We start from the raw sequence: 22,375 nt of genomic DNA on the forward strand, positions 1-22,375 counted from the left end.
CGTACAAGAATGATATCCCGGTCGCGGCGATGATGGGGCCATTCCCTACTTGGAGCACCCGTGTGGAGGCTGTCTTTTCGACCCGCGACCCGCGCTGCAGGTAAGCTCAACTTTCAGGACCCAAGGGCCATGACCGACGTCTCTTCGATAGCTAGCAGAAGACCGCATGACAGTCTTGGTTGTTCTATGGAAAGGCTCGACGATGACCGAATGATCGAGGGTCGCGACATGACCTTCTATCGCAAGAGGTCGGCTTCGGCGCCGCCCGACAGGGTCACGACACCAGCGACCGGACGTGGCTATCTGGTCGGCCTTTCCGCAGCAGGCGGACACAGGCGCCGTATCCACAAAGAGCATCATTCGGCCGTCCATGATTTCGATCAGAACGCCGTTTACTTGCGGAATTTCGCCGATGATTATCGCGCTGATCTGAGCGGTTCCTTCGACTTCATGCTGCTCGAAATCAATCACAACGCACTCGAGCGGATCGGGGACGCGGCGGACTTCAGAAGTGTCAGCGAGTTGCGCTCCGTTGCCGCGCACCCCGATCCTGTGCTCGGCGGCATGCTGGGCGCCTTGTTTGCGACAGTGGATGGGCGTGCAGACAGGAGCGCCCTATTTGTCGACCAGCTCTCGGTGGCAATCGGTGTTCATGTCGTTCAGCAGTACGGTAACGGCCGCGGCGGTGCGGCCGCCGGAGGACGCCGTCTATCCTCGCGCTGCCAAGCAAAGATCAAGGATCTCGTCCAGAGCCGGTTGAACGGTGACCTGACCGTCGAGGAGCTCGCTTCGGCCTGCAATCTGTCGCAGGCGATATTTCTTCGGGCCTTCCGCGAAAGCATGGGAAAGACCCCGCATCGATGGCTATTGCAGCAGCGCATCGAAAAGGCCGTTGATTTGCTGCAGTTTTCGCAGACGCCTCTCAGAGAGATCGCTACTATCTGCGGCTTCTCGGACCAAAGCCACTTCACGCGCGCCTTTGCCCAGGCGATGGGCGCCGCTCCCGGTGCCTGGAGACGACGCCGGCAGTCCTGAGCAGTGCGCTCGACAATGAAGACCGGTTCCAGTCAACCAAGGGAGCCTTGGGGGAGGGCGCTTTTCGACGGTGCGGTTGAGACGTCTGTCAGCGCTTCAACTGCAGCACGTGATCTCGCATCGGCTTCAGTTTTAGCGGCGATCAAAAAGTACAAAAATCCCTCTTTGGCTACAAGAATCGGGCAGTCATCCTCGGCATAGTGGCGGATATCGGCAACCAACAGAAAGAGGCCACGACCATGACCCTGAACGCGACACCGACGCCCGGCAAACTTCTCGTCTCGCCGAAGGACCACACCCTGATCATGATCGATTTCCAATCGCAAATGTCGTTTGCGACGAAGTCGATCGATGCTGTGCAACTGCGCAACAATGCGGCGCTGGTCGCGAGTGCGGCCGCCGGTTTCAAGGTCCCGACGATCCTGACGACAGTTGCGGAAAAGAGCTTCTCCGGTCCCATGTTCGCCGAGATCACCGATGCCTTCCCGGGGCAGAAGCTGCTTGACCGCACCTCGATGAACACCTGGGAAGATGCCGCGGTGATTGAGGAGGTGAACCGCATTGGCAACAAGCGCCTCGTTTTCTGCGGCCTTTGGACCTCCGTCTGTATCGTTGGTCCGACCCTTTCGGCGCTCGATCAGGGCTTCGAAGTCTATGCGATTGCCGATGCCTGTGGCGACGTGTCCGACGAGGCGCATGAGCGCGCGATGGACCGCATGGTGCAGGCCGGAGTTCGGCCGATGACGTCGCTCCAGTACATGCTCGAACTGCAGCGCGACTGGGCCCGCACCGAGACCTACGAGATGACCACCGGCATCGCCAAGAAATTCGGCGGCGCCTATGGCCTCGGCATCATCTACGCCAAGAGCATGTTCGGCGCCTCCGAAGGCCACTGACATCCACTACTGCATGTATCCTTAAATCGGAGCCGATTTAAGGATAAAACTGCAGCATTTCAAAGTGCTACAGCGACCTTTGTGCGTCTGAAAGGCGCACGGCGCTGTAGGCTGATCAGCCGAGCACCGTTCCGACCGCAGGCGCATGCGGTCGGAGTGGCGAGGGCTATCCATTAAAGGAATTGGCGATGAAGATGTATCTCCTTTCGCTCGGGGCCGGGCTTCTCGTCGGCATCATCTACAGCCTGCTCAACGTTCGCTCTCCCGCCCCGCCGGTGATCGCGCTGGTGGGGCTCTTGGGCATCCTCGTTGGCGAACAGGCGGTGCCGCTCGTCAAGCGCCTGATGTCAGGCAATCCGGTCAACGTTTCCTGGTTCAACAGCCGCTGCGTCCCCCACGTTTTCGGGGAGCTGCCGACCGGGGCCGATCATAATCATATTGGTGTGCCCGACCAGCCACCGACGCGGGAGATCAGCTGATGCCGACCCGCCGCCGTTTTCTGGGAGCAGCGTCTGCCCTGGCGCTCCCAGGCCTGTTTTCGCCGGCGCGCGCCGCCGATCCCGTTTCGACCTCAGGAGACAAGCCAATGAGCGCCGATCTGATCCTGCACCATGGTCTGGTGACCACGCTTGACCGCACAAATCCGAGCGCAACGGCCGTCGCCATCAAGGACGGCAAGTTCCTCGCCGTCGGCCACGACCAGGAGGTCATGGCGCTTGCCGGGCCTGACACGAAGGTCGTCGACCTCAAGGGGAAACGGGTGCTGCCGGGTCTGAACGACAACCATACCCACGTCGTGCGCGGCGGCCTGAACTTCAATATGGAGCTGCGCTGGGATGGCGTGCGCTCGTTGACCGACGCCATGAGCATGCTGAAGCGGCAAGTGGCCGTCACGCCGCCGCCGCAATGGGTGCGCGTCGTCGGCGGCTTCACCGAACACCAGTTCGCCGAAAAGCGACTTCCAACGATCGAAGAGATCAACGCGATCGCCCCGGATACCCCGGTCTTTCTGCTGCACCTCTACGACCGAGCTCTGCTCAATGGCGCGGCACTTCGCGCCGTAGGCTTTACCAAGGACACGCCCAATCCGCCGGGCGGCGAGATCAGCCGCGATGCCAACGGCAACCCGACCGGGCTGCTGCTCGCCAAGCCCAATGCTGGCATCCTCTATTCGACGCTCGCCAAGGGACCGAAGCTGCCGTTCGACTATCAGGTCAATTCGACCCGCCACTTCATGCGCGAACTCAACCGGCTGGGGGTCACCAGCGTCATAGACGCGGGCGGCGGCTTTCAGAACTATCCGGATGACTATGCCGTCATCCAGAAACTTGCCGACGAAGGCCAGATGACGGTGAGGCTCGCCTACAATCTCTTCACGCAGAAGCCGAAAGAGGAGAAGGAGGATTTCCTCAAATGGACCGCCGCGGTCAAATACAAGCAGGGTGACGACTACTTCCGGCACAATGGCGCCGGCGAGATGCTGGTCTTTTCCGCGGCGGACTTCGAGGATTTCCGCGAGCCGCGCCCCGACCTGCCGCCGGAGATGGAAGGTGAGCTCGAGGAGGTGGTGCGCATACTGGCGGAGAACCGCTGGCCCTGGCGTCTGCACGCTACCTATGACGAGACGATCAGTCGCGCCCTCGACGTTTTCGAGAAGGTTAACCAGGACATCCCGCTTTCCGGCATCAACTGGTTTTTCGACCACGCCGAGACGATCTCTGAACGGTCGATCGACCGTGTCGCGACGCTCGGTGGCGGCATCGCCGTTCAACACCGCATGGCCTATCAGGGCGAGTATTTTGTCGAGCGCTATGGCCATGGCGCTGCGGAAGCCACGCCACCGGTGGCGCGGATGCTCGAAAAGGGCGTCAAGGTCTCCGCAGGCACGGATGCCACGCGTGTCGCCTCCTATAATCCGTGGGTCTCGTTGTCGTGGATGGTGACCGGCAAAACCGTCGGCGGCATGCAACTCTATCCTCGCCAAAATTGCCTCGACCGGGAAACCGCGCTCGGGATGTGGACCGAGAAAGTGCAGTGGTTTTCCAATGAGGAGGGCCGGAAGGGCCGCGTCGAGAAGGGGCAACTTGCCGACCTGATCGTGCCGAGCAAGGACTATTTCACCTGCGCCGAGGATGAGATCTCGTTCCTCACATCCGACCTCACGATCGTCGGCGGCAGGATCGTCTATGCTGCGAATGAGTTCGCCAGCCTCGATGAAAACGCGCTGCCGCCGGCTATGCCGGACTGGTCGCCCGTCAGGACATTCGGCGGCTACGCGGCCTGGGGCGAGCCCGAAGGCGCGGGCAAGCGGTCGCTGCGTCGCGTCGCAATCTCGACATGTGGCTGCGCAAGCGACTGCAACCTCCATGGCCACGACCATGCCGGAGCATGGACATCCAAGCTGCCGATATCCGATCTCAAGGGCTTCTTCGGCGCGCTCGGCTGCTCATGCTGGGCGGTGTGAAAAGGAGAGGACGGATGATAACTGCCTCGATGGAAGCGAAACTCGCCGCTATCGTGCGGCCGGTCTTCACCGCGCCGATCCTGCGGTTGCTTGCGCTGCTCGCGCTCTGCTCGGCCTATATTCAGGGACCGCTCGTGAAGATCTTCGACTTTGGCGGTGCGATGGCCGAGATGGACCACTTCGGCCTGTCGCCCGCGCCGCTCTTTGCCATCGGAGTCATCGTCTTTGAGCTCTCGATGTCCGCCCTGATCGTCTTTGGCGTATTTCGGTGGGTCGCGGCAACGGCCTTGGCCGTCTTCACGCTGATGGCAACTTTCCTCGCTTTTCGCTTCTGGGAACTCCCGCCCGGCATGGAGCGATCGATGGCCATGAACGGCTTCTTCGAACATATCGGGCTCGCTGGTGCGTTCACTCTGGTGGCATGGCACGACCTGCATGAGCGTAGCGCGTCCGGAAAGGTGCACACTCTATGAACTCTCAATCTGCAACCCAGGCGACCAGCAGCGGGTTCACGCCGCTTCGCCAGAAGACCTTTGCCATTCTCTGGGTGGCGACCATCGTCGGCAACACCGGCAGCTTCATTCGCGATGTCGCAAGCTCATGGCTTGTCACCGACCTCTCGAACGCACCCGCCGCCGTTGCGGCCGTGCAGGCTGCTGGGACGCTCCCGATCTTCCTTCTCGCAATCCCTGCGGGTGTGCTGTCGGACATTCTGGACCGCCGCAAGTTCCTGATCATCATCCAGCTTCTGCTTGCCGCGGCCAGCGTTTGCCTCATGTTCCTGTCCGCCATGGGGCTGCAGACCATTACGTCACTGATTGCGTTCACCTTCGTCGGCGGCATTGGAGCGGCGCTGATGGCGCCGACCTGGCAGGCCATCGTTCCCGAGCTCGTCCCGAAGCAGGATCTCAAGGGTGCCGTAGCGCTCAACTCGCTTGGCATCAATATTTCCCGGGCGATCGGCCCAGCGGTCGGTGGCCTGCTGCTCGCCTGGTTCGGCGCGGCCTTCACCTATGGCGTCGACGTTATCAGCTATGTTTTCGTGATCGCCGCCCTCATCTGGTGGAGGCGCGCGCCCGATGCCGACGATGGCTTGTCCGAACGCTTCTTCGGAGCCTTCCGCGCCGGTCTGCGGTATGCGAGGGCGAGCCGTGAACTGCATATCGTGCTTCTCCGGGCGGCCGCCTTCTTCGCTTTCTCGAGTTCCGTCTGGGCGCTCCTGCCGCTGGTCGCCCGCAATCTTCTCGGCGGTGACGCCGGTTTTTACGGGGTCTTGCTGGGCTCGGTCGGCGCGGGTGCGATCGGCGGCGCGCTGGTCATGCCGAAACTTCGTGCACGGCTCGATGCGGACGCGCTGTTGCTCGGTTCGGCACTCGTCACGGCCGCCGTGATGGCTGGGCTGTCCTTCGCGCCGCCCCGGTGGGCCGCGATACTGGCTCTGCTTGCGCTCGGAGCCGCCTGGATCACCGCGCTAACTACGCTGAACGGGGCCGCACAATCGATCCTGCCGAACTGGGTTCGGGGACGTTCGCTCGCCGTCTATCTGACGGTGTTCAACGGTGCGATGACAGCCGGGAGCCTCGCCTGGGGCGCCGTCGCCGAACTCGCCGGCGTTCCGCTCACGCTTGTTATCGGCGCCGTCGGACTCGCCGCGACCGGGCTCATCTTCCATCTCGTCAAGCTGCCGCCCGGCGAGGCGGATCTGGTGGCCTCGAACCACTGGCCGGAACCACTCACAGCTGCCCCCGTCGAGCATGATCGCGGTCCCGTGCTTGTCGAGATCGAATACCAGGTCGACAAGGCCAACCGGACGGATTTCCTGAGGGCGCTTGCGAGGCTCTCCGGCGAACGACGCCGCGACGGGGCCTATGGCTGGGGCGTCACCGAGGACGCCGCCGATCCGGAGAGGATCGTCGAATGGTTCATGGTCGAATCCTGGGCCGAGCACCTTCGACAGCACCGGCGCGTCTCTAAGGCCGATGCCGACATCCAGCAGGAAGTCCGTCGCTTTCACAAGGGAGCGGATGCGCCCGTCGTGCGCCACCTTTTGTCGATCAATCGTCCCCATCTCGGCCGCGACTGAAGGAGGCGCGTGGGCATTCGGATGCGGCGCGGGCGCTTTCGTTCAAAACAGAGAGAAAACCGACAAGATTGATCCGGGCGCGGTGGTTTAGGCTTCTGGAATGGGACGGGATGAGCGGCATAGTGCCGGCCTGCAGAGCAGGCTCTCCTCCCGTCCTCCCAAGTAAAATCTGCTTGCAGGCGCATCTGTTTTCGCTCGCGATCGCAGCCCCGTAGGCTTCGCGGCGGCAGTCCATCTCAAACAAAGCAAAGGAATGGCTTCCATGACGCAAAATTTTATCAGGACCGAGGATGGCGTCGAGATCTTCTACAAGGACTGGGGCTCCGGCCAGCCGATCGTGTTTCATCACGGTTGGCCACTTTCCTCCGACGATTGGGACGCGCAGATGCTCTATTTCCTGGGCAAGGGCTATCGCGTCATTGCTCACGACCGTCGCGGCCACGGTCGCTCGACTCAGGTCGGCGATGGCCATGATATGGCGCACTATGCGGCCGACGTCGCCGCTCTTGCTGCCAGGCTCGATCTGCGCGACGCCATCCATATCGGCCACTCAACCGGCGGCGGCGAAGCGGCGGCCTATGTAGCGCGCCATGGTGCTGGCCGCGTCGCCAAGCTCGTGATTGTCGGCGCGGTGCCGCCGATCATGCTGAAAACGCCATCGAACCCCGGTGGGCTTCCGATCGAGGTCTTCGACGGCTTCCGGGCACAGCTCGCCGCCAATCGGGCACAGTTTTACCTCGATGTCGCGAGCGGCCCTTTCTATGGCTTCAACCGGCCCGATGCGCAGGTCTCGGCGGGCGTGATCCAGAACTGGTGGCGGCAAGGCATGATGGGCGGCGCCAAGGCGCATTACGACGGCATCAAGGCCTTCTCCGAAACGGACTTCACCGAGGACCTCAAGAACATCGACGTACCGACGCTTGTGATGCACGGTGACGACGACCAGATCGTGCCGATCGACAACTCCGCGCGGCTGGCCATCGCGCTCCTGAAAAATGGCACGCTGAAGATCTACGAAGGCTATTCGCATGGTATGCTGACGAGCCATGCCGACGTGATCAATCCTGATCTGCTCGCCTTCATCAGGGCCTGATAATCTGACCTCCGCGGCGGTCAAGGCGAGAACGACCACCGACCGTCGCGGCGTCCCCCTTTCTTCGGTGTGGCATCATCGGAGGGATACCCCTTCATGCCGGATAGGCTTGCTAAAGCGCCATGTTCCAGGCCGGGCGATCCACCATAACTGGGCCTTAAGCGACTAATTGAGTCCAGCCTGAACTGCGACCCGCAGCCTCGAACCCTACCGACCCCAGACGACCGATTGCTCGTGTCGCTTAATCAGATTTGTCAGACGGTCAAAACTGTCGCGGACGTGGCGGGCGAAGTGGTCGACTGCGGGCGCGCGGGGGGCGTCGGAGCGTTTGAGAAGGCCCAGCGCGCGCTCCGGGTGCGGGATGGAGACGGGAAGTGCAGTGATGGATTTCTCATTGCGCAGCGCAAAGACGACGCTGTGCGGCATGATGGTCAGCGCATCGGCCGCTTTCATGTAGTTGATCACGCTCATCAGCGAGCCGCCGGAATAGCGGATCTTGATCTCCGTCGCGCCGAAGGAGAGCAGCATGCTGCGCAGGTCGGCGAGCAACGGGCTGCCCGGTGGCGGTGCGATCCATGGATAGTCGAGCAGATGGGTGGGTTGTGGCCGGCGCTTTAACAAAAGCGGATGCGTCACCCGGCAGGCGACGACATTTCGGCCGGGAAGAATCTGGTGGAACTCGAGGCCGGAACCCTCGTCAAGAATATCGATCGGGCAGATGGCGAGATCGATCTGGTCAGCATTGAGCGCGGCGCGCAGGTCCCGGAAATAGCCGTAACTCTGGTCGAGGCGCACATCCGGATGCAGGTTCTGGAACTCGGCGATCATGCCGGCGATCAATGCATCCATGAAGAAAGGTGTGCCGCCGACGCGCACCACGCCGCTTTTGCCGACGCGAAAACTCTCGACAACATCGGACGCCTTGCGCGATGCCGATAGCATGGTCTGGCCGTGATCGGCCAGCGCCCGGCCAAGGGGCGTCGGCTGCAACGGTCGGCGGCCCTTGATGAAGAGGGGTTCGCCGATGCGGGCCTCGAGCATGGAGAGCGTGCGCGAGACTGCCGGCTGCGACAGGCCGAGCAGGGCGGCGCCCTCGGTGACGCCGCCGGTTTTGACCACGGCGGCAAGCTGGACAAGATGGCGTTCGTCTATTTTCATAACGATATGATATATTAAACTGGAATAAAATCATCAACGGCACGTCGATCCTCGGCTAAATTTGTTTCCACCAGCCGACGCCTTGGAGGAGACGCATGATGCCGGGTCCGACGGCGCTGAATTTCAGCGAGGCCACCTCGTCCGAGATTTTCGCGCAACGCCTTCCACAATCGAAAGACGATAGCCTGCCGCAGATCCTGGCGGCGGTGGTCACGCATCTTCATGCCGTTATCCGCGAATTACGGCCGACGCAGGCGGACTGGCGCAAGGTCGTCGAGTTTCTCACCGACGTCGGCCACGCCAGCGACGAACGGCGCCAGGAGTGGGTTTTGCTCTCCGACCTGCTCGGCGCCTCGGCGCTCGTCGAGGAAATCAATTCCCGCCGCCCGAAGACGGCAACCCCCAACACCGTCCGTGGGCCATTCTTTCGCGCCGACGTCCCGCAACTGGCCTCAGGAAGCAACATCTCCCTCGATGGCATCGGCGAAAGACTGGATGTGTTCGGACAAGTGCAGGATTTGGACGGGCATCCGGTGGCCGGTGCCGAAATCATCACCTGGCAGGCCAACGCGCAAGGATTTTACGAGAACCAGCAGCCGGACCTGCAGCCCGAATTCAATCTGCGTGGCATCTTTCGAACCGACGAGGAAGGCCGTTTTCACTATCGAACCATCAAGCCCTGCGGCTATGGCGTGCCGGACGATGGCCCGGTCGGCAAGCTCTTGCGGCAGGCGGGCTATCCGCTGCGCCGCCCCGCGCATCTTCATTTCATGATCAAGGCGCCGGGCTTCGAAACGATCACAACGCATATCTACGACGGCAGCGACCCGCATCTGGCCGAGGACGCGATTTTCGGCGTCAAGCCGGAACTGGTACGCACCTTCGAGCGACAGGGCAGTAGCACGCCGGCATCGCGGCTGGAACTGAATTTCGTCATGGTCCGTGCAAGACAGGAAGCCGAGGCATGAGCCGCGATTTCATCTATAGCGGCAGCGCCGCCCATATCGTTTTCGGTGCAGGCAAGAGCACTGACGTCGGCGCATGGGTCGAGAAGCTGGGGTGCAGCCGGGCACTGGTGCTGTCGACGCCGCAGCAGAAAGTAGATGCCGAGGCGCTGGCCGAGCGAATGGAGCCGCTCGCCGTGGGCGTTTTTGCCGGCGCGGTGATGCATACGCCGGTCGAGGTCACCGAAGCGGCGATGAAGGTCGTCGCCGAAACCAAGGCGGATTGCGTCGTCTCGCTTGGCGGCGGCTCGACCACCGGGCTCGGCAAGGCAATCGCCTACCGCACCGACCTGCCGCAGATCGTCATTCCGACGACCTATGCCGGATCTGAAGTGACGCCGATCCTCGGCCAGACGGAGGGCGGGCGCAAGACGACGGTACGGCACGCCAGCATCCTGCCGGAAGTGGTGATCTACGACGCGGCGCTGACGCTCGGTCTGCCGGTCGGCATGAGCGTTACTTCGGGACTGAATGCCATGGCCCATGCGGTCGAGGCGCTCTATGCGCAGGACCGAAACCCGATTTCGACCCTGATGGCGGTCGAGGGGCTGCGTGCCTTCAAGGCGAGCCTGCCGGATATCATCAAAACACCGCAGGCTCCGGATGTCCGCGCCGATGCGCTCTACGGCGCTTGGCTCTGCGGCACAGTGCTCGGCACGGTCGGCATGGCCCTGCACCACAAGATCTGCCACGCGCTGGGCGGCACCTTCGATACGCCGCATGCCGATACGCATGCGATCATGTTGCCGCACACGGCCGCCTTCAACGCCATCGCCGTGCCCGAGCTGCTGGCGCCCGTCGCCGGGATATTCGGCGGTTCGGTCGGTGGCGGCCTCTGGGATTTCGCCAAGCAGACCGGCGCGCCGCTGGCGCTGAAGGATCTGGGTCTGAGCGAGGCCGAACTCGATCGCGCAGCGGAGATCGCCACCGAAAACCCCTACTGGAACCCGCGGCCGATCGATCGGCAATCCATTCGTGTCCTGCTGCAGGATGCCTGGGAGGGCAAGCGGCCGGCCTAGGCGAACCACGGACATCACACTCTCTGGGAGGAGAGGACAATGGGAGGAGGAAACATGTTTACGAGACGCGATTTTCTGAAGACGACGGCTGCGACCGGTGCATTGGCCGCCACATCCGGGCTTGCGGCGCCGGCGATCGCGCAGGATGTTGCCATCAAGCTGGGCTACGTCAGCCCGCAGACCGGACCGCTCGCCGCTTTCGGCGAGGCCGACAAGTTCGTCATCGACAGTTTCCTTTCGACGACCAAAAGCATGGGCCTCAACTACGAGGTCGTCGTCAAGGACAGCCAGTCCAATCCAAACCGGGCGGCGGAAGTCGCCAAGGAACTGATCGTCACCGACGAGGTGAACCTCATTCTGGTTGCCTCGACGCCGGAGACGACCAATCCGGTGGCGACGACCTGCGAGGCCGAGGAAATGCCCTGCATTTCGACGGTCGCACCCTGGCAGCCCTGGTTCATCGGCCAGCAGGGCAATCCCGGCGATCCGGGCTCGTGGAAGCCGTTCAACTACGCCTATCACTTCTTCTGGGGGCTGGAGGACGTCATCGCCGTCTTCACCAATATGTGGTCCCAGATCCAGACCAACAAAAAGGTTGGCGGGCTCTTCCCGAACGATGGCGACGGCAATGCCTGGGGCGACAAGGTCGTCGGCTTCCCGCCGGTGCTGGAAAAGATGGGTTACGGCTTGATCGACCCCGGCCGCTACCAGAACATGACCGACGATTTTTCCGCGCAAATCAACGCCTTCAAGTCCGGCCAGTGCGAAATCATCACCGGCGTCGTCATCCCGCCGGATTTCACCACCTTCTGGAATCAGGCCAAGCAGCAGGGTTTCGCCCCGAAGATCGCCTCGATCGGCAAAGCGTTGCTCTTCCCACAGACGGTGGAAGCGCTCGGCAATGCCGGGCATAATCTCTCGTCGGAAGTCTGGTGGACGCCGAACCACCCGTTCAAGTCGTCGCTGACCGGGGAAAGCGCCGCACAGGTGGCCGCGGCCTTCACCAAGGTGACCAACCGGCCTTGGACGCAGCCGATCGGTTTCGCCCATGCACTGTTCGAACTGGCGGTGGATGTGATGAAACGCGCCAGCGATCCGACCGACAGCGATGTCGTCGCGCAGGCGATCGCTGCCACCAAGCTAGATACGTTGGTCGGGCCGATCGCCTGGGACGGCAGGGGCCTGCCGCCGTTTGCCGCCAAGAACGTCGCCAAGACCCCGCTCGTCGGTGGCCAGTGGCGGCTAAAGGACGGCGGCGGCTACGATCTCGTCATCACCGACAACAAGACGGCGCCGAACATTCCGGTCGGCGGCAAGATGGAAGCGATCGGCTAGGCGGCACAACTCCTCATCCGGCCCCTCTTTTAGACAAAAGGGGCGGCCACCTTCTCCCCGTGAACGGGGAGAAGGTTGGGTACCGCAGAACATTCGTTGGAACAATAACCATGCCTATTCTCGAACTCGACGGCATCTCCAAGAAATTCGGCGCGCTGACGGTGGCCGAGCAGATTTCCTTTACCGTCGGCGAAGGCGAGGCGCTGGGGATTATCGGGCCGAACGGAGCCGGCAAGTCGACGCTGTTCAACCTCATCACCGGCAATATCGCCGCCGACAGCGGCAGCATCCGCTTTCTCGGCGCCGATGTGACGCGCGTGCCGCCGATGGCGCGCTGTCTGTCGGGAATGGGCCGGACCTTCCAGATTCCGCAGCCGTTTGAGAAACTGACGGTGTTCGAAAACCTCCTGGTCGCCGGCGCCTTCGGATCGCAGCGGCGCGAGGCCGACGTGTCGGATCGCTGCGCCGAAATCCTGGTGGATACCGGGCTGATCGACAAGGCGAATGTGCTGGCCGGCAGCCTGTCGCTGCTGCAGCGCAAGCGGCTGGAGCTGGCCCGGGCACTGGCAACCGAGCCGAAGCTGCTGCTGCTCGATGAAATTGCCGGTGGACTGACCGAAGGGGAATGCCGGTCGCTGGTCGCCACCATCCGCGCCATTCATGCGCGCGGCGTTGCCGTCATCTGGATCGAGCACGTACTGCATGCCCTGAATTCCGTCGTTGAGCGCCTGCTGGTTCTGCATTTCGGCAAGGTCATCGGCATCGGCAAACCCGACGAGATCATGGCGTCGCGCGATGTGCGCGAAATCTACCTAGGGATCGAAGTCTGATGGCGCTGCTCGAAACCAGAGGCTTGACTGCTTCCTACGGCGATTTCCAGGCGCTATTCGGCGTCGATATCGCGGTCGGTGCCAGCGAAACCATCGCCATCATCGGCGCCAATGGTGCCGGTAAGACGACGCTGATGCGGTCCATCTCGGGCGTGCTCGCCAATACATCGGCGTCAATCCTCTACAAGGACGAGCCGATCGGCGCGCTGCCGGCGCCGGATATCCTCGCGCGCGGTATTGCCATGGTGCCGGAAGGGCGAAAGCTCTTTCCGTCGCTGAGCGTCGAGGAAAACCTGCTGATCGGCAACTACGGCCGCAAGGTCGACGGGCCGTGGACGCTCGACAGCATTTTCGCGCTCTTCCCGATCCTGAAGGAACGCCGCAACAACCCGGCGACGGCGCTCTCCGGCGGCCAGCAGCAGATGGTGGCGATCGGCCGCGGGCTGATGTCCAATCCGGCGGTGCTGCTGTGTGACGAGATCAGCCTTGGTCTGGCGCCCGTTGTGGTTCGCGATATCTACGCCGCCTTTCCGCGCATCCGCGAGACCGGCGCTTCGATCGTCATTGTCGAGCAGGACATCGCCCAGGCGCTGAAGGTCGCCGACCGCGTCTACTGCATGATGGAAGGGCGGGTGACGCTCTCCGGCCGCGCCGCCGATCTCAGCCGCGACGACATCCACAAGGCCTATTTCGGGACGGACCATCATGAACTGGCTTGATACCATTCTCCAGGGCGTGCTGCTCGGCGGGCTCTATGCGCTGTTTGCGGCGGGCTTGAGCCTCGTCTTCGGCATCATGCGGCTGGTCAATCTTGCCCATGGCGACCTGATCGTGCTTGCCGCCTTCCTGATCCTGGTCCTGGTGACGACGCTCGGGCTCAACCCGTTCATTGCCGCCCTGATCGCTGCGCCGCTGATGTTCGCCATCGGCTGGGTCTTGCAGTATTTCCTGCTCAACCGCACGCTCGGCAAGGATATCCTGCCGCCGCTGCTCGTCACCTTCGGCCTGTCGATCGTCATCCAGAACGGCCTGCTCGAAGGTTTTTCTGCCGATAGCCGCCGCGTTTTCGCCGGTAGCATCGAAAGTGCCTCGGTCAACCTCGGCCCGGTCACAGCTGGCATCATGCCACTGATGACCTTCTTTTCAGCCGTTGCCGTTATCGTCTGCCTCAACCAACTGATCTACCGCACACCCGTCGGTCGCGCTTTCCGGGCGACGTCAGATGATCCGGTGACCGCTGGTCTGATGGGAATCCGGCCGCAACGCATCTTTGCGATGGCGACCGGGCTCGCCATGGTCGTGGTGACGATTGCCGCGCTCTATCTCGGCACGCGGGCCAATTTCGATCCGACGTCAGGTCCCTCGCGGCTGATCTATGCCTTCGAAGCGGTCATCATCGGTGGGCTCGGCTCGCTCTGGGGCACGCTTGCGGGCGGCATCATTCTCGGCGTGGCACAAACGGTGGGTGCCGCGATCAATCCGGAATGGCAGATCCTTGCCGGCCATCTGGCATTCCTTGCCGTTCTCCTGTTCAAGCCGCGCGGCCTTTTCCCGCGCGCCGTCGATTGAGGTGCAGCGATGACCATGGCCATTCCCTCTTTCACGGTCGAGACGCGCACCAAGGCGTCGACGCTGACGGCAGCCGCGGTCATCGTCCTGTTGCTGATCGCCTTTGCCGCGCCCTTCATCGTCTCCCGCGGCGTCATCCAGGACCTGTTCTTCATCCTCACCATGCTGGTGCTGGCGCAGAACTGGAACCTGCTTGCCGGTTATGCCGGCCTGATTTCGGTCGGCCAGCAGGCCTTCGTCGGCTTCGGGGCTTATACGATGTTCGGCGCGGTCATCCTGTTTGGCGTCGATCCGGTCGTCGCCATCCTGATTGCCGGGCTGTTCGCGGTGGCGCTGGCGATTCCGACCGCCTTCTTCACCTTCCGGCTCTACGGCCCCTATTTCGCCATCGGTACCTGGGTGGTGGCCGAGGTGGTGCGATTGCTGCTCGCCCAGTGGAAGGCGCTTGGCGGCGGCACCGGTACCTCGCTGCCGCGCGAGGCAACCCGCGAGATGATCGGCGTTAACACGATGCGCGATCTCTTCGGCATGAAGGCCTCGGAGGCGGGCGATGCGCTGACCTATTGGCTGGCGCTGATCCTCGTCGTCGCCACCATCGGCTTCATCTATGGATTGCTGCGCAGCAAGCAGGGCCTCGGCCTCGCCGCGGTGCGCGACAATGAACAGGCGGCCCGCGCCGTCGGTGTCGATGCGCGGCGGATGAAGACATTTGTCTATCTCGCCACCGCCTTCATCACCGGGATCGCCGGGGCGCTCATCTACGTCCAGAAGGCGCGCATCTCGCCGGATGCCGCTTTCTCGGTCACCGACTGGACGGCCTACGTCATCTTCATCGTCGTGATCGGCGGTATCGGCACCATCGAAGGCCCGATCCTCGGCGTCATCATCTTCTTCCTGCTGCAGAACCTGTTGGCCGATTTTGGCTCCTGGTATCTGCTGATGCTGGGTCTTCTCGGCATCGTCGTCATGCTGTTTGCGCCGCGCGGCCTCTGGGGATTGTTCTCCGATCGCACCGGCATCCAGCTCTTTCCGGTCCGCCGCGTTCTGAAGGGCGGGCCGCTCAATCTCACGCTTAAGGGAGGGCCTCATGGCTGACATTACCACCGACGTACTCATCATCGGCACCGGCCCGGCCGGCTCCGCTACCGCAGCCCTGCTTTCGTCCTACGGGGTCGAGAACCTGGTGATCAACCGCTACCGCTGGCTCGCCAGCACACCGCGCGCTCACATCACCAACCAGCGCACCATGGAGGTGCTGCGCGATCTAGGCCGCGACGTGGAGGACGAGGCCTATATGTTCGCCGCCGAACAGGACCTGATGGGCGAGAACGTCTTCTGCACCTCGCTGACCGGCGAGGAGATCGGCCGGATGAAGAGCTGGGGCAAGCACCCGCTGTCTCGCGCCGAGCATCAGCTGTCGTCACCGACCCAGATGAACGACCTGCCGCAGACCTTCATGGAGCCGCTTTTGTTCAAGACCGCCTGCTCGCGTGGCACCCAGCCGCGCATGTCGACGGAATATCTGAGCCATGTGCAGGATGAGGATGGCGTGACGACGACCTGTCTCGACCGGTTGACCGGCAAGGAAATTACCGTCCGCTCGAAATATCTGGTCGGCGCCGATGGCGGCAATTCCAAGGTCGCGGAACATGCGGGCCTGAGTTTCGAGGGCAAGATGGGTGTCGCCGGTTCGATGAACATCCTGTTCAAGGCCGACCTTTCGCGTCTGGTCGCCCATCGCCCGTCGGTGCTCTATTGGGTGCTGCAGCCGGGCGCCGATGTCGGCGGCATCGGCATGGGGCTGGTTCGCATGGTGCGGCCCTGGGACGAATGGCTGATCGTCTGGGGTTACGATATCAACCAGCCGGCTCCCTCGGTGGATGAAGCGCATGCGAAGAAGGTCGTGCGCGATCTCGTCGGCGATCCGGATCTCGAAATGACCATCAAATCGGTCTCCACCTGGACCGTCAACAACATGTACGCCACCACTATGTCGAACGGCCGCGTCTTCTGCATGGGCGACGCCACCCACCGGCATCCACCGTCGAACGGGCTCGGCTCGAACACCTCGATCCAGGATGCCTTCAACCTCGCTTGGAAGCTGGCTTTCGTTTTGAAGGGCACGGCGACTCCCAAGCTGCTCGACAGCTATCAGGCCGAGCGCGCGCCGGTCGCCAAGCAAATCGTCACCCGCGCCAACAAGTCGATCGAGGAGTTCGGCCCGATCTTCAAGGCGCTCGGCCTGCTCGATTCCATCGACCCGGTGAAGATGCAGCAGAACATGGATGCCCGCTGCGACAACACGGTCGCCGCCGAAGAGCAGCGTACCGCGATCCGCAAGGCGATTGCCGACAAGGTCTACGAATTCGATTGCCACGGCGTCGAGATGAACCAGCGCTATCGCTCCGGCGCGGCGATCACCGATGGACAGGCGGAGCCAGCCTTCACCAAGGACCCGGAGCTGCATTGCCAGCAGACGAGCTGGCCGGGTGCGCGGCTGCCGCATGCCTGGGTGTTTTCCGCCACCGGTGAGAAGGTTTCGACGCTCGATCTCACCGGCCACGGCAAGTTCACCGTGCTCACCGGTATTGGCGGGCAGGGCTGGGTCGAGGCGGCCCGCAGTCTCGGCAAGGAATTGGGCATCGACATCACCACCCATGTCATCGGACCGCGCCAGCACTGGCAGGATTTTACCGGCGACTGGGCGAACATCCGCGAAATCCGCGACAGCGGTATCCTGCTGGTGCGTCCGGACCATCACGTCGCCTGGCGCCTCGAGACAATCGCCGACGATCCAGCGAGCGAACTACGTCGCGTGCTAACAGCCATTCTTGGAAAGTGAGACCGTGATGGACGCACATGAAAAGGGCTTCTTCACCGAAGAGAACTCCGTCGAGGTCGTCACCGGCCGCAACAAGAACGCCAGGGACGCGCGGCTGAAGCAGATCATGGAAGTGGTCACCCGCAAGCTGCATGAGGCGGTGAAGGAGATCGAGCCGACTCAGGATGAGTGGATGCAGGCGATCCTGTTCCTCACGCGTACCGGCCAGATGTGCAACGAGTGGCGGCAGGAGTTCATCCTGCTGTCGGATACGCTGGGCGTCTCGATGCTGGTGGACGCCATCAACAATCGCAAGCCGTCGGGCGCATCCGAAAGCACGGTGCTCGGGCCGTTCCATGTCGAGGGTGCGCCGGAATTGCCGATGGGTTCCAATATCTGCCTCGATGCCAAGGGCGAGGATATGGTGATCGGCGGCCGCATTCTCGACACTGCCGGGCAGCCGATCAAGGACGCTGTACTAGACGTCTGGCAAGCCAATGACGAGGGTTTCTACGACGTGCAGCAGCAAGGCATCCAGCCGGATTTCAACCTGCGCGGCGTCTTCCGCACCGATGCCGACGGCCGCTACTGGTTCCGGGCGGTGAAGCCGAAATACTACCCGATCCCGAATGACGGCCCGGTCGGCCAGATGCTCGAACATCTCGGCCGTCATCCGAACCGCCCGGCACACCTGCACTACATCATCAAGGCCGACGGTTTCGAGACCCTGATCACCCACATCTTCGATCCGGACGATCCCTATATCAATTCGGATGCCGTCTTCGGCGTGAAGGAAAGCCTGCTCGCGGAATTCAGGCACACGCATGATCCGGACCGTGCCAAGGCCTATGAGTTCGCTGGGGATTTCTGGGAGGTCGAGCATGATTTCGTTCTCGCCCGGGTCGGCGAGAAGCGGGGCTAACGGCAGAATATCAGGGGCAGGGAGCCGTGCTTTCGCGGATCACCAGTTCTACCGGCAGGATCGTCTCGATATCGACATCATCCGCCGTCTCGCCGTTGAGGAGCCGCAACAGGATTTCGGCGGCGGCGCGTCCGGCGGCGTGCTGCTGGATCCTGACAGTCGTCAGTTTCGGCCGGATCAGGTCGAGGAAGGGCATGTCGTTGAAGCCGGTGACGGAAACCTGGCGCGGGCAGTCGATGCCGCGCTCGCGCAGGACCTCGATGGCGCCTAGCGCCAGGCGGTCGTTGGCGCAGAGCACGGCGGTAAAGGTCTTGCCAGACGCAAGCAACTCGGTCAGGCAGCGGCTGCCCTCCTGCTCGTCGAAACGGGTGGCGACGGCGATGAGCTCCTCATCGATCTCGGCGTAAAGGTCTTGCGCCGCCCTGCGGAATGCCGCGAGCCGCAATTGCCCGGTGGAGAGATCCTGCGGCCCAGCGATATGCGCGATCCGCGTATGACCGAGCTCACGGAGATGGCGCAGCATCTGGCAGATGCCGGCATCCTCGTCGTTGATGACATAGGGGATATCGGAGGCCTCGACCTTTCGGTTGAGCGTCACGACCGGCAATCCATCCCGAGCAGCACTGGCGATCGACGGATCGCTACGCAGTACGGCGGCATGAATGATGCCGTCGACGCCGCGATCGCGCAGTACGTCGAGAAGGCGGATCTCGCGGTCCCTCTCGCTGTCGGTGTTGACGATGATCGAGGCATAGCCGAGCGGCTCGAGCACACTTTCGATGCCGCGCAGGATTGGCGGGAAGATGACGTTGGTAATGTCGGGGATCATCACGCCAACGGTCATGGTCCGGTTGGTTCTGAGGCCCGCCGCGATCCTGTTGGGCCTGTAGCCGAGGCTTTCGGCCGCCATCTGGATTCTTTTTGCGACTTCTTCCGTGATCATCTTGCGCTCGACAGGGTCCAATGCCCGCGACACGGTCGATACGTGAACGCCGGTCTCTCGCGCTATGTCCTTCAACGTAATTCGTTTTTTCTGCATGTCATCGCCTCGCAACACGCCACATTCTACAGAGCGCACTGAATTAAGCAATCGATTGCAGAATGCTCCTTGACCGTTCAAGTATGAGGTGCTAAGAATTCGTGCAATCGATTGCAGATTTTCGCTTGGCGAGATATTATCAGTCGATAATTCACGCAATCATTTGCCTGAGGGAGGAGCCTTAGAGGTGGATGACGTGCGCGGAGCGGGCGACCTGATTGTCCGTCGATTTTTTTGGCAAGTTGTGCAATCGATTGCACCCGGAGGAGGAACATCGATGAAACTGGCGAAATTCCTAACGACGACAGCAGCAGTGGCTTTGCTCGCAAGCGCTGTGCAGGCGGCGAACATCAAGATCGGCGCATCGCTACCGATCACTGGCGGCCTTTCGGTCAGCGGTGAAAAACACAAGCGTGGCTACGAACTCTGCACCAAGCTGATTAATGACGCCGGCGGCATTCTCGGCCGTCAGGTCGAGTTGGTGGTCAGCGACAATCGTTCCGATCCGGCGACCGCGATCAATCAGTACGAACGCTTCCTCAATGTCGACAAGGTCGATGCCGTCTATGGCACCTTCTCCAGCCGGCTGACCTTCCCCGTCGCCAGCATCCTTTCCAAGTACAATATGGTGCATCCGGTCCCCTCGGGCGGCGCGTTGCGCATCTATGAACAGGGATACAAGAACCTGTTCTATTTCCAGGTGAGCGCCGCCGAATATACCGGCAAGGACGTGATCGCCGTGATGAAGGACATCGTCGCGTCCGGCCAGGCTCCGAAGACGGTTGCTGTGGTTTCCGCCGACGACTTCTTCGCCAACGCCATTTCAGCCGGCCTTCTGGGCCAGAAGGTCAAAGACCCGGCAACCGACAAGGAGATCGCCGATCTCGCGCCCGGCTATCTCGCGGACGCCGGCATCGAGGTGGTGATGCAGGAGAAATGGCCGGAAGAAGGTTTCAACGACTGGCTGAATCTTGCCAATTCCATCAAACGCTCCGGCGCCGAGATGATCGTCGGGCTGACGGCCTCCGCCGAGGAAGCGGTTCAATTGACCCGCAGCCTGAAGACTGTCGGCGCCACGCCGAAGCTCGTTTATCTCAGCCAGGGCGCCCAGACGGAGTTTATCGAAGGCGTGGGCAAGGACGCCGCCGATGGCGTACTGATCCACACCACCTGGCACAAGGATGTTCCTTTCGAGGGAACGCTTGCCGGAAAGCCGTTCAGCAACGCCGATTTCGTCAAGGCGTTCGAGGCGGCCTATAGCGTCGAGCCGGACGAGGACAGCGCGATCCCCTTCGCCGTCTGCCAGGGCATCGAGCAGGCGATCACCGGTGCGAATTCGACCGACAACGCCAAGATGGGCGAATGGCTGCACGCGCGCACCAAGGACGATCCGGTGCGCACCGTTCTCGGCCGCTTCAGCTGGGACGAGCGCGGCCTTGCCAAGGACAAGGAGCACATCATGACCCAGTGGCAGGACGGCCAGCTGAAGTTCGTCTACCCGAAAGGCGAGTTCGAAGGTGTCGTGCCGTTCAGTTACCCGAAGGCCGGGTTCTGATCTTTCCCATACCGTGGGGCCGCATCGCGGCCTCACATCCTGACTGCCGAATGCAGAAGTGATGGAAGGTAAGACGCATGCTCGAAGTGAAGAATCTCTGCAAGCATTATGGAGGCATCCGGGCCGTCGACGGCGCGACCTTCACCGTCGAGAAGGGCTCGATCACTGCCCTGATCGGCCCGAACGGCGCCGGCAAGACAACCGCCTTCAACTGTATCAGCCGCACCGTTGCGCCGACATCGGGCGAGGTCTGGCTGGACGGCCAGCGGATCGACCATCTGCGGCCGCACAAGGTGACTGCCAGGGGCCTGAGCCGCACCTTCCAGATTTCCCGCAACCTCTCCGACATGACGGTGATAGAGAACGTCATCGTCCAATCGCGCGTCGATGGCATTGCAGGCCTGTTCAAGCCGGCGATGAGCCGGGAGGAAAAGGACAAGGCGATGTCCATTCTCGATTTCCTCGGCATCACCCGCATCGCCTATGAGGACGGCAACAACCTCTCCTACGGGCAGAAGAAGCTGATGGACCTCGCAGCGCTTCTGATGTCCGACCCGAAGATCATCCTGCTCGACGAGCCGGCCGGCGGCGTCAACCCCTCGCTGCTCGAAGAGATTATCGGCCATATCCAGGCTCTGAACGAACGCGGCCTGACGGTGCTGATCGTCGAGCACAATATGGACCTGATCATGCGGCTCTCGCATCGCGTCGTCGTCATGGCGCAGGGACGGGTGATCTGCGACGGCACGCCGGACGTGGTACGCAAGGATCCGCAGGTACTCGATGCCTATCTCGGCGGAGTGCTCGATCAGGAGGCCGCGTGATGACGGAGCTGCTTCAGGTCACCAATATCACCGCCGGTTACGGCGATGGCCCGGCAATCCTCGACGGCGCCCATCTGACCGTCGAGCCCGGCAAGGTCCATTGCATCATCGGCCCGAACGGCGCCGGCAAATCGACGCTGATGAAAGCCATCTGCGGCATGCTGACGATCCGCAAAGGCGATGTAGTCTTCAAGGGCAAACGCTTGAACGGCATGCGCCCAGACCAGATCCTGCGCGAAGGCATCTGTTTCGTGCCGCAGGAGCGGGCGCTGTTTCCAAAGATGACTGTGCGTGAAAACCTGCGCATGGGCGGCTTTATTCTTGACGACAAGAAGGAACTGGAGCGCCGTATCGAAGGCATCCTCGAACGCTTCCCGATCCTGCGTGAGCGCGCCGACCAGCATGCCGGCACCATGTCCGGCGGCCAGCAGCAGACGCTCGCCATGGCGCGCACGCTGATCATCAAGCCGACGATCGTCATGCTCGACGAACCCTCGCTCGGGCTGGCACCGAAGATCGTCCAGGAGATGTTCGACATCATGAAGATGATGTCGGCCGAAGGCGTCACCGTCCTGCTTGTCGAGCAGAACGCGCTGATGGGCCTGAAGAATTCCGATTGGGGGGTGGTGCTCGATCTCGGGCGCACGCTGTTCGAGGGACCGGCGGCCAAGGTGCTTGCCGACCCGCGCATCCAGGAACTCTACCTCGGCGGCAAGAAGGCCGCCTGA

21 protein-coding genes are annotated in these 22,375 nt (G+C 62.3%); 19 read left to right on the forward strand and 2 right to left on the reverse strand.

Annotation, left to right across the window (positions count from 1 at the left end; all coding sequences use genetic code 11):
* The first annotated feature begins 129 nt into the window (after nucleotides 1-129).
* The 7 genes from ACSQ2Z_RS25635 (at nucleotide 130) to ACSQ2Z_RS25665 (ending at nucleotide 7,571) form a co-directional block, all read left to right on the forward strand.
* Complete coding sequence (locus ACSQ2Z_RS25635; RefSeq protein ID WP_436083997.1) at nucleotides 130-1,035, forward strand: helix-turn-helix domain-containing protein; 906 nt, start codon at nucleotides 130-132, stop codon at nucleotides 1,033-1,035.
* 245 nt (nucleotides 1,036-1,280) lie between these two features.
* A complete protein-coding gene (locus ACSQ2Z_RS25640; protein ID WP_436084161.1) occupies nucleotides 1,281-1,931 on the forward strand; it encodes a hydrolase in 651 nt (216 codons plus the stop codon).
* 188 nt (nucleotides 1,932-2,119) lie between these two features.
* Complete coding sequence (locus ACSQ2Z_RS25645) at nucleotides 2,120-2,410, forward strand: XapX domain-containing protein (RefSeq protein ID WP_436083998.1); 291 nt, start codon at nucleotides 2,120-2,122, stop codon at nucleotides 2,408-2,410.
* On the forward strand, nucleotides 2,410-4,395 hold the full coding sequence (locus tag ACSQ2Z_RS25650; protein WP_436083999.1) for an amidohydrolase: 1,986 nt from the start codon (nucleotides 2,410-2,412) through the stop codon (nucleotides 4,393-4,395). Before ACSQ2Z_RS25645 ends, ACSQ2Z_RS25650 begins: the two co-directional genes overlap by 1 nt.
* A gap of 14 nt (nucleotides 4,396-4,409) precedes the next feature.
* On the forward strand, nucleotides 4,410-4,868 hold the full coding sequence (locus ACSQ2Z_RS25655) for a DoxX family protein (protein WP_436084000.1): 459 nt from the start codon (nucleotides 4,410-4,412) through the stop codon (nucleotides 4,866-4,868).
* The gene (locus ACSQ2Z_RS25660; RefSeq protein WP_436084001.1) at nucleotides 4,865-6,478 is read left to right on the forward strand and encodes an MFS transporter; all 1,614 of its coding nucleotides are present in this window, start codon (nucleotides 4,865-4,867) and stop codon (nucleotides 6,476-6,478) included. The genes ACSQ2Z_RS25655 and ACSQ2Z_RS25660 overlap by 4 nt, the downstream gene beginning before the upstream one ends.
* 253 nt (nucleotides 6,479-6,731) lie before the next feature.
* A complete protein-coding gene (locus tag ACSQ2Z_RS25665; RefSeq protein WP_436084002.1) occupies nucleotides 6,732-7,571 on the forward strand; it encodes an alpha/beta fold hydrolase in 840 nt (279 codons plus the stop codon).
* 207 nt (nucleotides 7,572-7,778) lie between these two features.
* Here ACSQ2Z_RS25665 and ACSQ2Z_RS25670 read toward each other — a convergent pair whose 3' ends face one another.
* Nucleotides 7,779-8,729, reverse strand: a complete 951-nt coding sequence (locus ACSQ2Z_RS25670) for a LysR family transcriptional regulator (RefSeq protein ID WP_436084003.1) — start codon at nucleotides 8,727-8,729, stop codon at nucleotides 7,779-7,781.
* Between the two features lie 95 nt (nucleotides 8,730-8,824).
* On the opposite strand from ACSQ2Z_RS25670, the gene ACSQ2Z_RS25675 reads away from it, so the two are divergent.
* The 9 genes from ACSQ2Z_RS25675 to ACSQ2Z_RS25715 all read left to right on the forward strand — a co-directional run bounded on the left by ACSQ2Z_RS25675 (nucleotide 8,825) and on the right by ACSQ2Z_RS25715 (nucleotide 18,229).
* On the forward strand, nucleotides 8,825-9,697 hold the full coding sequence (locus ACSQ2Z_RS25675; RefSeq protein WP_436084004.1) for a dioxygenase: 873 nt from the start codon (nucleotides 8,825-8,827) through the stop codon (nucleotides 9,695-9,697).
* Nucleotides 9,694-10,752, forward strand: coding sequence for a maleylacetate reductase (locus ACSQ2Z_RS25680; protein WP_436084005.1), 1,059 nt, complete (start codon nucleotides 9,694-9,696; stop codon nucleotides 10,750-10,752). Before ACSQ2Z_RS25675 ends, ACSQ2Z_RS25680 begins: the two co-directional genes overlap by 4 nt.
* A gap of 54 nt (nucleotides 10,753-10,806) precedes the next feature.
* A complete protein-coding gene (locus tag ACSQ2Z_RS25685) occupies nucleotides 10,807-12,087 on the forward strand; it encodes an ABC transporter substrate-binding protein (protein WP_436084006.1) in 1,281 nt (426 codons plus the stop codon).
* A gap of 110 nt (nucleotides 12,088-12,197) precedes the next feature.
* A complete protein-coding gene (locus tag ACSQ2Z_RS25690) occupies nucleotides 12,198-12,917 on the forward strand; it encodes an ABC transporter ATP-binding protein (RefSeq protein WP_436084007.1) in 720 nt (239 codons plus the stop codon).
* The gene (locus tag ACSQ2Z_RS25695) at nucleotides 12,917-13,636 is read left to right on the forward strand and encodes an ABC transporter ATP-binding protein (protein ID WP_436084008.1); all 720 of its coding nucleotides are present in this window, start codon (nucleotides 12,917-12,919) and stop codon (nucleotides 13,634-13,636) included. Before ACSQ2Z_RS25690 ends, ACSQ2Z_RS25695 begins: the two co-directional genes overlap by 1 nt.
* Complete coding sequence (locus ACSQ2Z_RS25700) at nucleotides 13,623-14,486, forward strand: branched-chain amino acid ABC transporter permease (RefSeq protein ID WP_436084009.1); 864 nt, start codon at nucleotides 13,623-13,625, stop codon at nucleotides 14,484-14,486. The genes ACSQ2Z_RS25695 and ACSQ2Z_RS25700 overlap by 14 nt, the downstream gene beginning before the upstream one ends.
* A 9-nt stretch (nucleotides 14,487-14,495) precedes the next feature.
* Complete coding sequence (locus ACSQ2Z_RS25705) at nucleotides 14,496-15,581, forward strand: branched-chain amino acid ABC transporter permease (protein ID WP_436084010.1); 1,086 nt, start codon at nucleotides 14,496-14,498, stop codon at nucleotides 15,579-15,581.
* Complete coding sequence (locus ACSQ2Z_RS25710) at nucleotides 15,574-17,328, forward strand: FAD-dependent monooxygenase (RefSeq protein ID WP_436084011.1); 1,755 nt, start codon at nucleotides 15,574-15,576, stop codon at nucleotides 17,326-17,328. The genes ACSQ2Z_RS25705 and ACSQ2Z_RS25710 overlap by 8 nt, the downstream gene beginning before the upstream one ends.
* Nucleotides 17,329-17,335: 7 nt before the next feature.
* Nucleotides 17,336-18,229 carry an intradiol ring-cleavage dioxygenase gene (locus ACSQ2Z_RS25715; RefSeq protein WP_436084012.1) on the forward strand — a complete coding sequence of 298 codons (894 nt, stop codon included), beginning with the start codon at nucleotides 17,336-17,338 and terminating at the stop codon, nucleotides 18,227-18,229.
* Nucleotides 18,230-18,239: 10 nt separating this feature from the next.
* Here ACSQ2Z_RS25715 and ACSQ2Z_RS25720 read toward each other — a convergent pair whose 3' ends face one another.
* Nucleotides 18,240-19,268 (reverse strand): LacI family DNA-binding transcriptional regulator, encoded by a 1,029-nt coding sequence (locus ACSQ2Z_RS25720; RefSeq protein WP_436084013.1) that lies wholly within the window; start codon nucleotides 19,266-19,268, stop codon nucleotides 18,240-18,242.
* Nucleotides 19,269-19,545: 277 nt separating this feature from the next.
* On the opposite strand from ACSQ2Z_RS25720, the gene ACSQ2Z_RS25725 reads away from it, so the two are divergent.
* The 3 genes from ACSQ2Z_RS25725 to ACSQ2Z_RS25735 all read left to right on the forward strand — a co-directional run bounded on the left by ACSQ2Z_RS25725 (nucleotide 19,546) and on the right by ACSQ2Z_RS25735 (nucleotide 22,375).
* A complete protein-coding gene (locus tag ACSQ2Z_RS25725) occupies nucleotides 19,546-20,823 on the forward strand; it encodes an amino acid ABC transporter substrate-binding protein (protein ID WP_436084014.1) in 1,278 nt (425 codons plus the stop codon).
* Between the two features lie 77 nt (nucleotides 20,824-20,900).
* The gene (locus ACSQ2Z_RS25730; RefSeq protein ID WP_436084015.1) at nucleotides 20,901-21,647 is read left to right on the forward strand and encodes an ABC transporter ATP-binding protein; all 747 of its coding nucleotides are present in this window, start codon (nucleotides 20,901-20,903) and stop codon (nucleotides 21,645-21,647) included.
* Nucleotides 21,647-22,375, forward strand: coding sequence for an ABC transporter ATP-binding protein (locus ACSQ2Z_RS25735; RefSeq protein ID WP_436084016.1), 729 nt, complete (start codon nucleotides 21,647-21,649; stop codon nucleotides 22,373-22,375). The genes ACSQ2Z_RS25730 and ACSQ2Z_RS25735 overlap by 1 nt, the downstream gene beginning before the upstream one ends.

The sequence above is a fragment of the Pararhizobium sp. LjRoot235 genome, from assembly GCF_964254145.1.
Taxonomy (GTDB): Bacteria; Pseudomonadota; Alphaproteobacteria; order Rhizobiales; family Rhizobiaceae; genus Pararhizobium.

Bases quoted from the DNA above. Each gene is read 5' to 3' on its own strand.
- ACSQ2Z_RS25635 (WP_436083997.1), top strand. From the start codon at position 130: ATGACCGACGTCTCTTCGATAGCTAGCAGAAGACCGCATGACAGTCTT.
- ACSQ2Z_RS25645 (WP_436083998.1), top strand. From the start codon at position 2,120: ATGAAGATGTATCTCCTTTCGCTCGGGGCCGGGCTTCTCGTCGGCATC.
- ACSQ2Z_RS25650 (WP_436083999.1), top strand. From the start codon at position 2,410: ATGCCGACCCGCCGCCGTTTTCTGGGAGCAGCGTCTGCCCTGGCGCTC.
- ACSQ2Z_RS25655 (WP_436084000.1), top strand. From the start codon at position 4,410: ATGATAACTGCCTCGATGGAAGCGAAACTCGCCGCTATCGTGCGGCCG.
- ACSQ2Z_RS25660 (WP_436084001.1), top strand. From the start codon at position 4,865: ATGAACTCTCAATCTGCAACCCAGGCGACCAGCAGCGGGTTCACGCCG.
- ACSQ2Z_RS25665 (WP_436084002.1), top strand. From the start codon at position 6,732: ATGGCTTCCATGACGCAAAATTTTATCAGGACCGAGGATGGCGTCGAG.
- ACSQ2Z_RS25670 (WP_436084003.1), bottom strand. From the start codon at position 8,729: ATGAAAATAGACGAACGCCATCTTGTCCAGCTTGCCGCCGTGGTCAAA.
- ACSQ2Z_RS25675 (WP_436084004.1), top strand. From the start codon at position 8,825: ATGATGCCGGGTCCGACGGCGCTGAATTTCAGCGAGGCCACCTCGTCC.
- ACSQ2Z_RS25680 (WP_436084005.1), top strand. From the start codon at position 9,694: ATGAGCCGCGATTTCATCTATAGCGGCAGCGCCGCCCATATCGTTTTC.
- ACSQ2Z_RS25685 (WP_436084006.1), top strand. From the start codon at position 10,807: ATGTTTACGAGACGCGATTTTCTGAAGACGACGGCTGCGACCGGTGCA.
- ACSQ2Z_RS25690 (WP_436084007.1), top strand. From the start codon at position 12,198: ATGCCTATTCTCGAACTCGACGGCATCTCCAAGAAATTCGGCGCGCTG.
- ACSQ2Z_RS25695 (WP_436084008.1), top strand. From the start codon at position 12,917: ATGGCGCTGCTCGAAACCAGAGGCTTGACTGCTTCCTACGGCGATTTC.
- ACSQ2Z_RS25700 (WP_436084009.1), top strand. From the start codon at position 13,623: ATGAACTGGCTTGATACCATTCTCCAGGGCGTGCTGCTCGGCGGGCTC.
- ACSQ2Z_RS25705 (WP_436084010.1), top strand. From the start codon at position 14,496: ATGACCATGGCCATTCCCTCTTTCACGGTCGAGACGCGCACCAAGGCG.
- ACSQ2Z_RS25710 (WP_436084011.1), top strand. From the start codon at position 15,574: ATGGCTGACATTACCACCGACGTACTCATCATCGGCACCGGCCCGGCC.
- ACSQ2Z_RS25715 (WP_436084012.1), top strand. From the start codon at position 17,336: ATGGACGCACATGAAAAGGGCTTCTTCACCGAAGAGAACTCCGTCGAG.
- ACSQ2Z_RS25720 (WP_436084013.1), bottom strand. From the start codon at position 19,268: ATGCAGAAAAAACGAATTACGTTGAAGGACATAGCGCGAGAGACCGGC.
- ACSQ2Z_RS25725 (WP_436084014.1), top strand. From the start codon at position 19,546: ATGAAACTGGCGAAATTCCTAACGACGACAGCAGCAGTGGCTTTGCTC.
- ACSQ2Z_RS25730 (WP_436084015.1), top strand. From the start codon at position 20,901: ATGCTCGAAGTGAAGAATCTCTGCAAGCATTATGGAGGCATCCGGGCC.
- ACSQ2Z_RS25735 (WP_436084016.1), top strand. From the start codon at position 21,647: ATGACGGAGCTGCTTCAGGTCACCAATATCACCGCCGGTTACGGCGAT.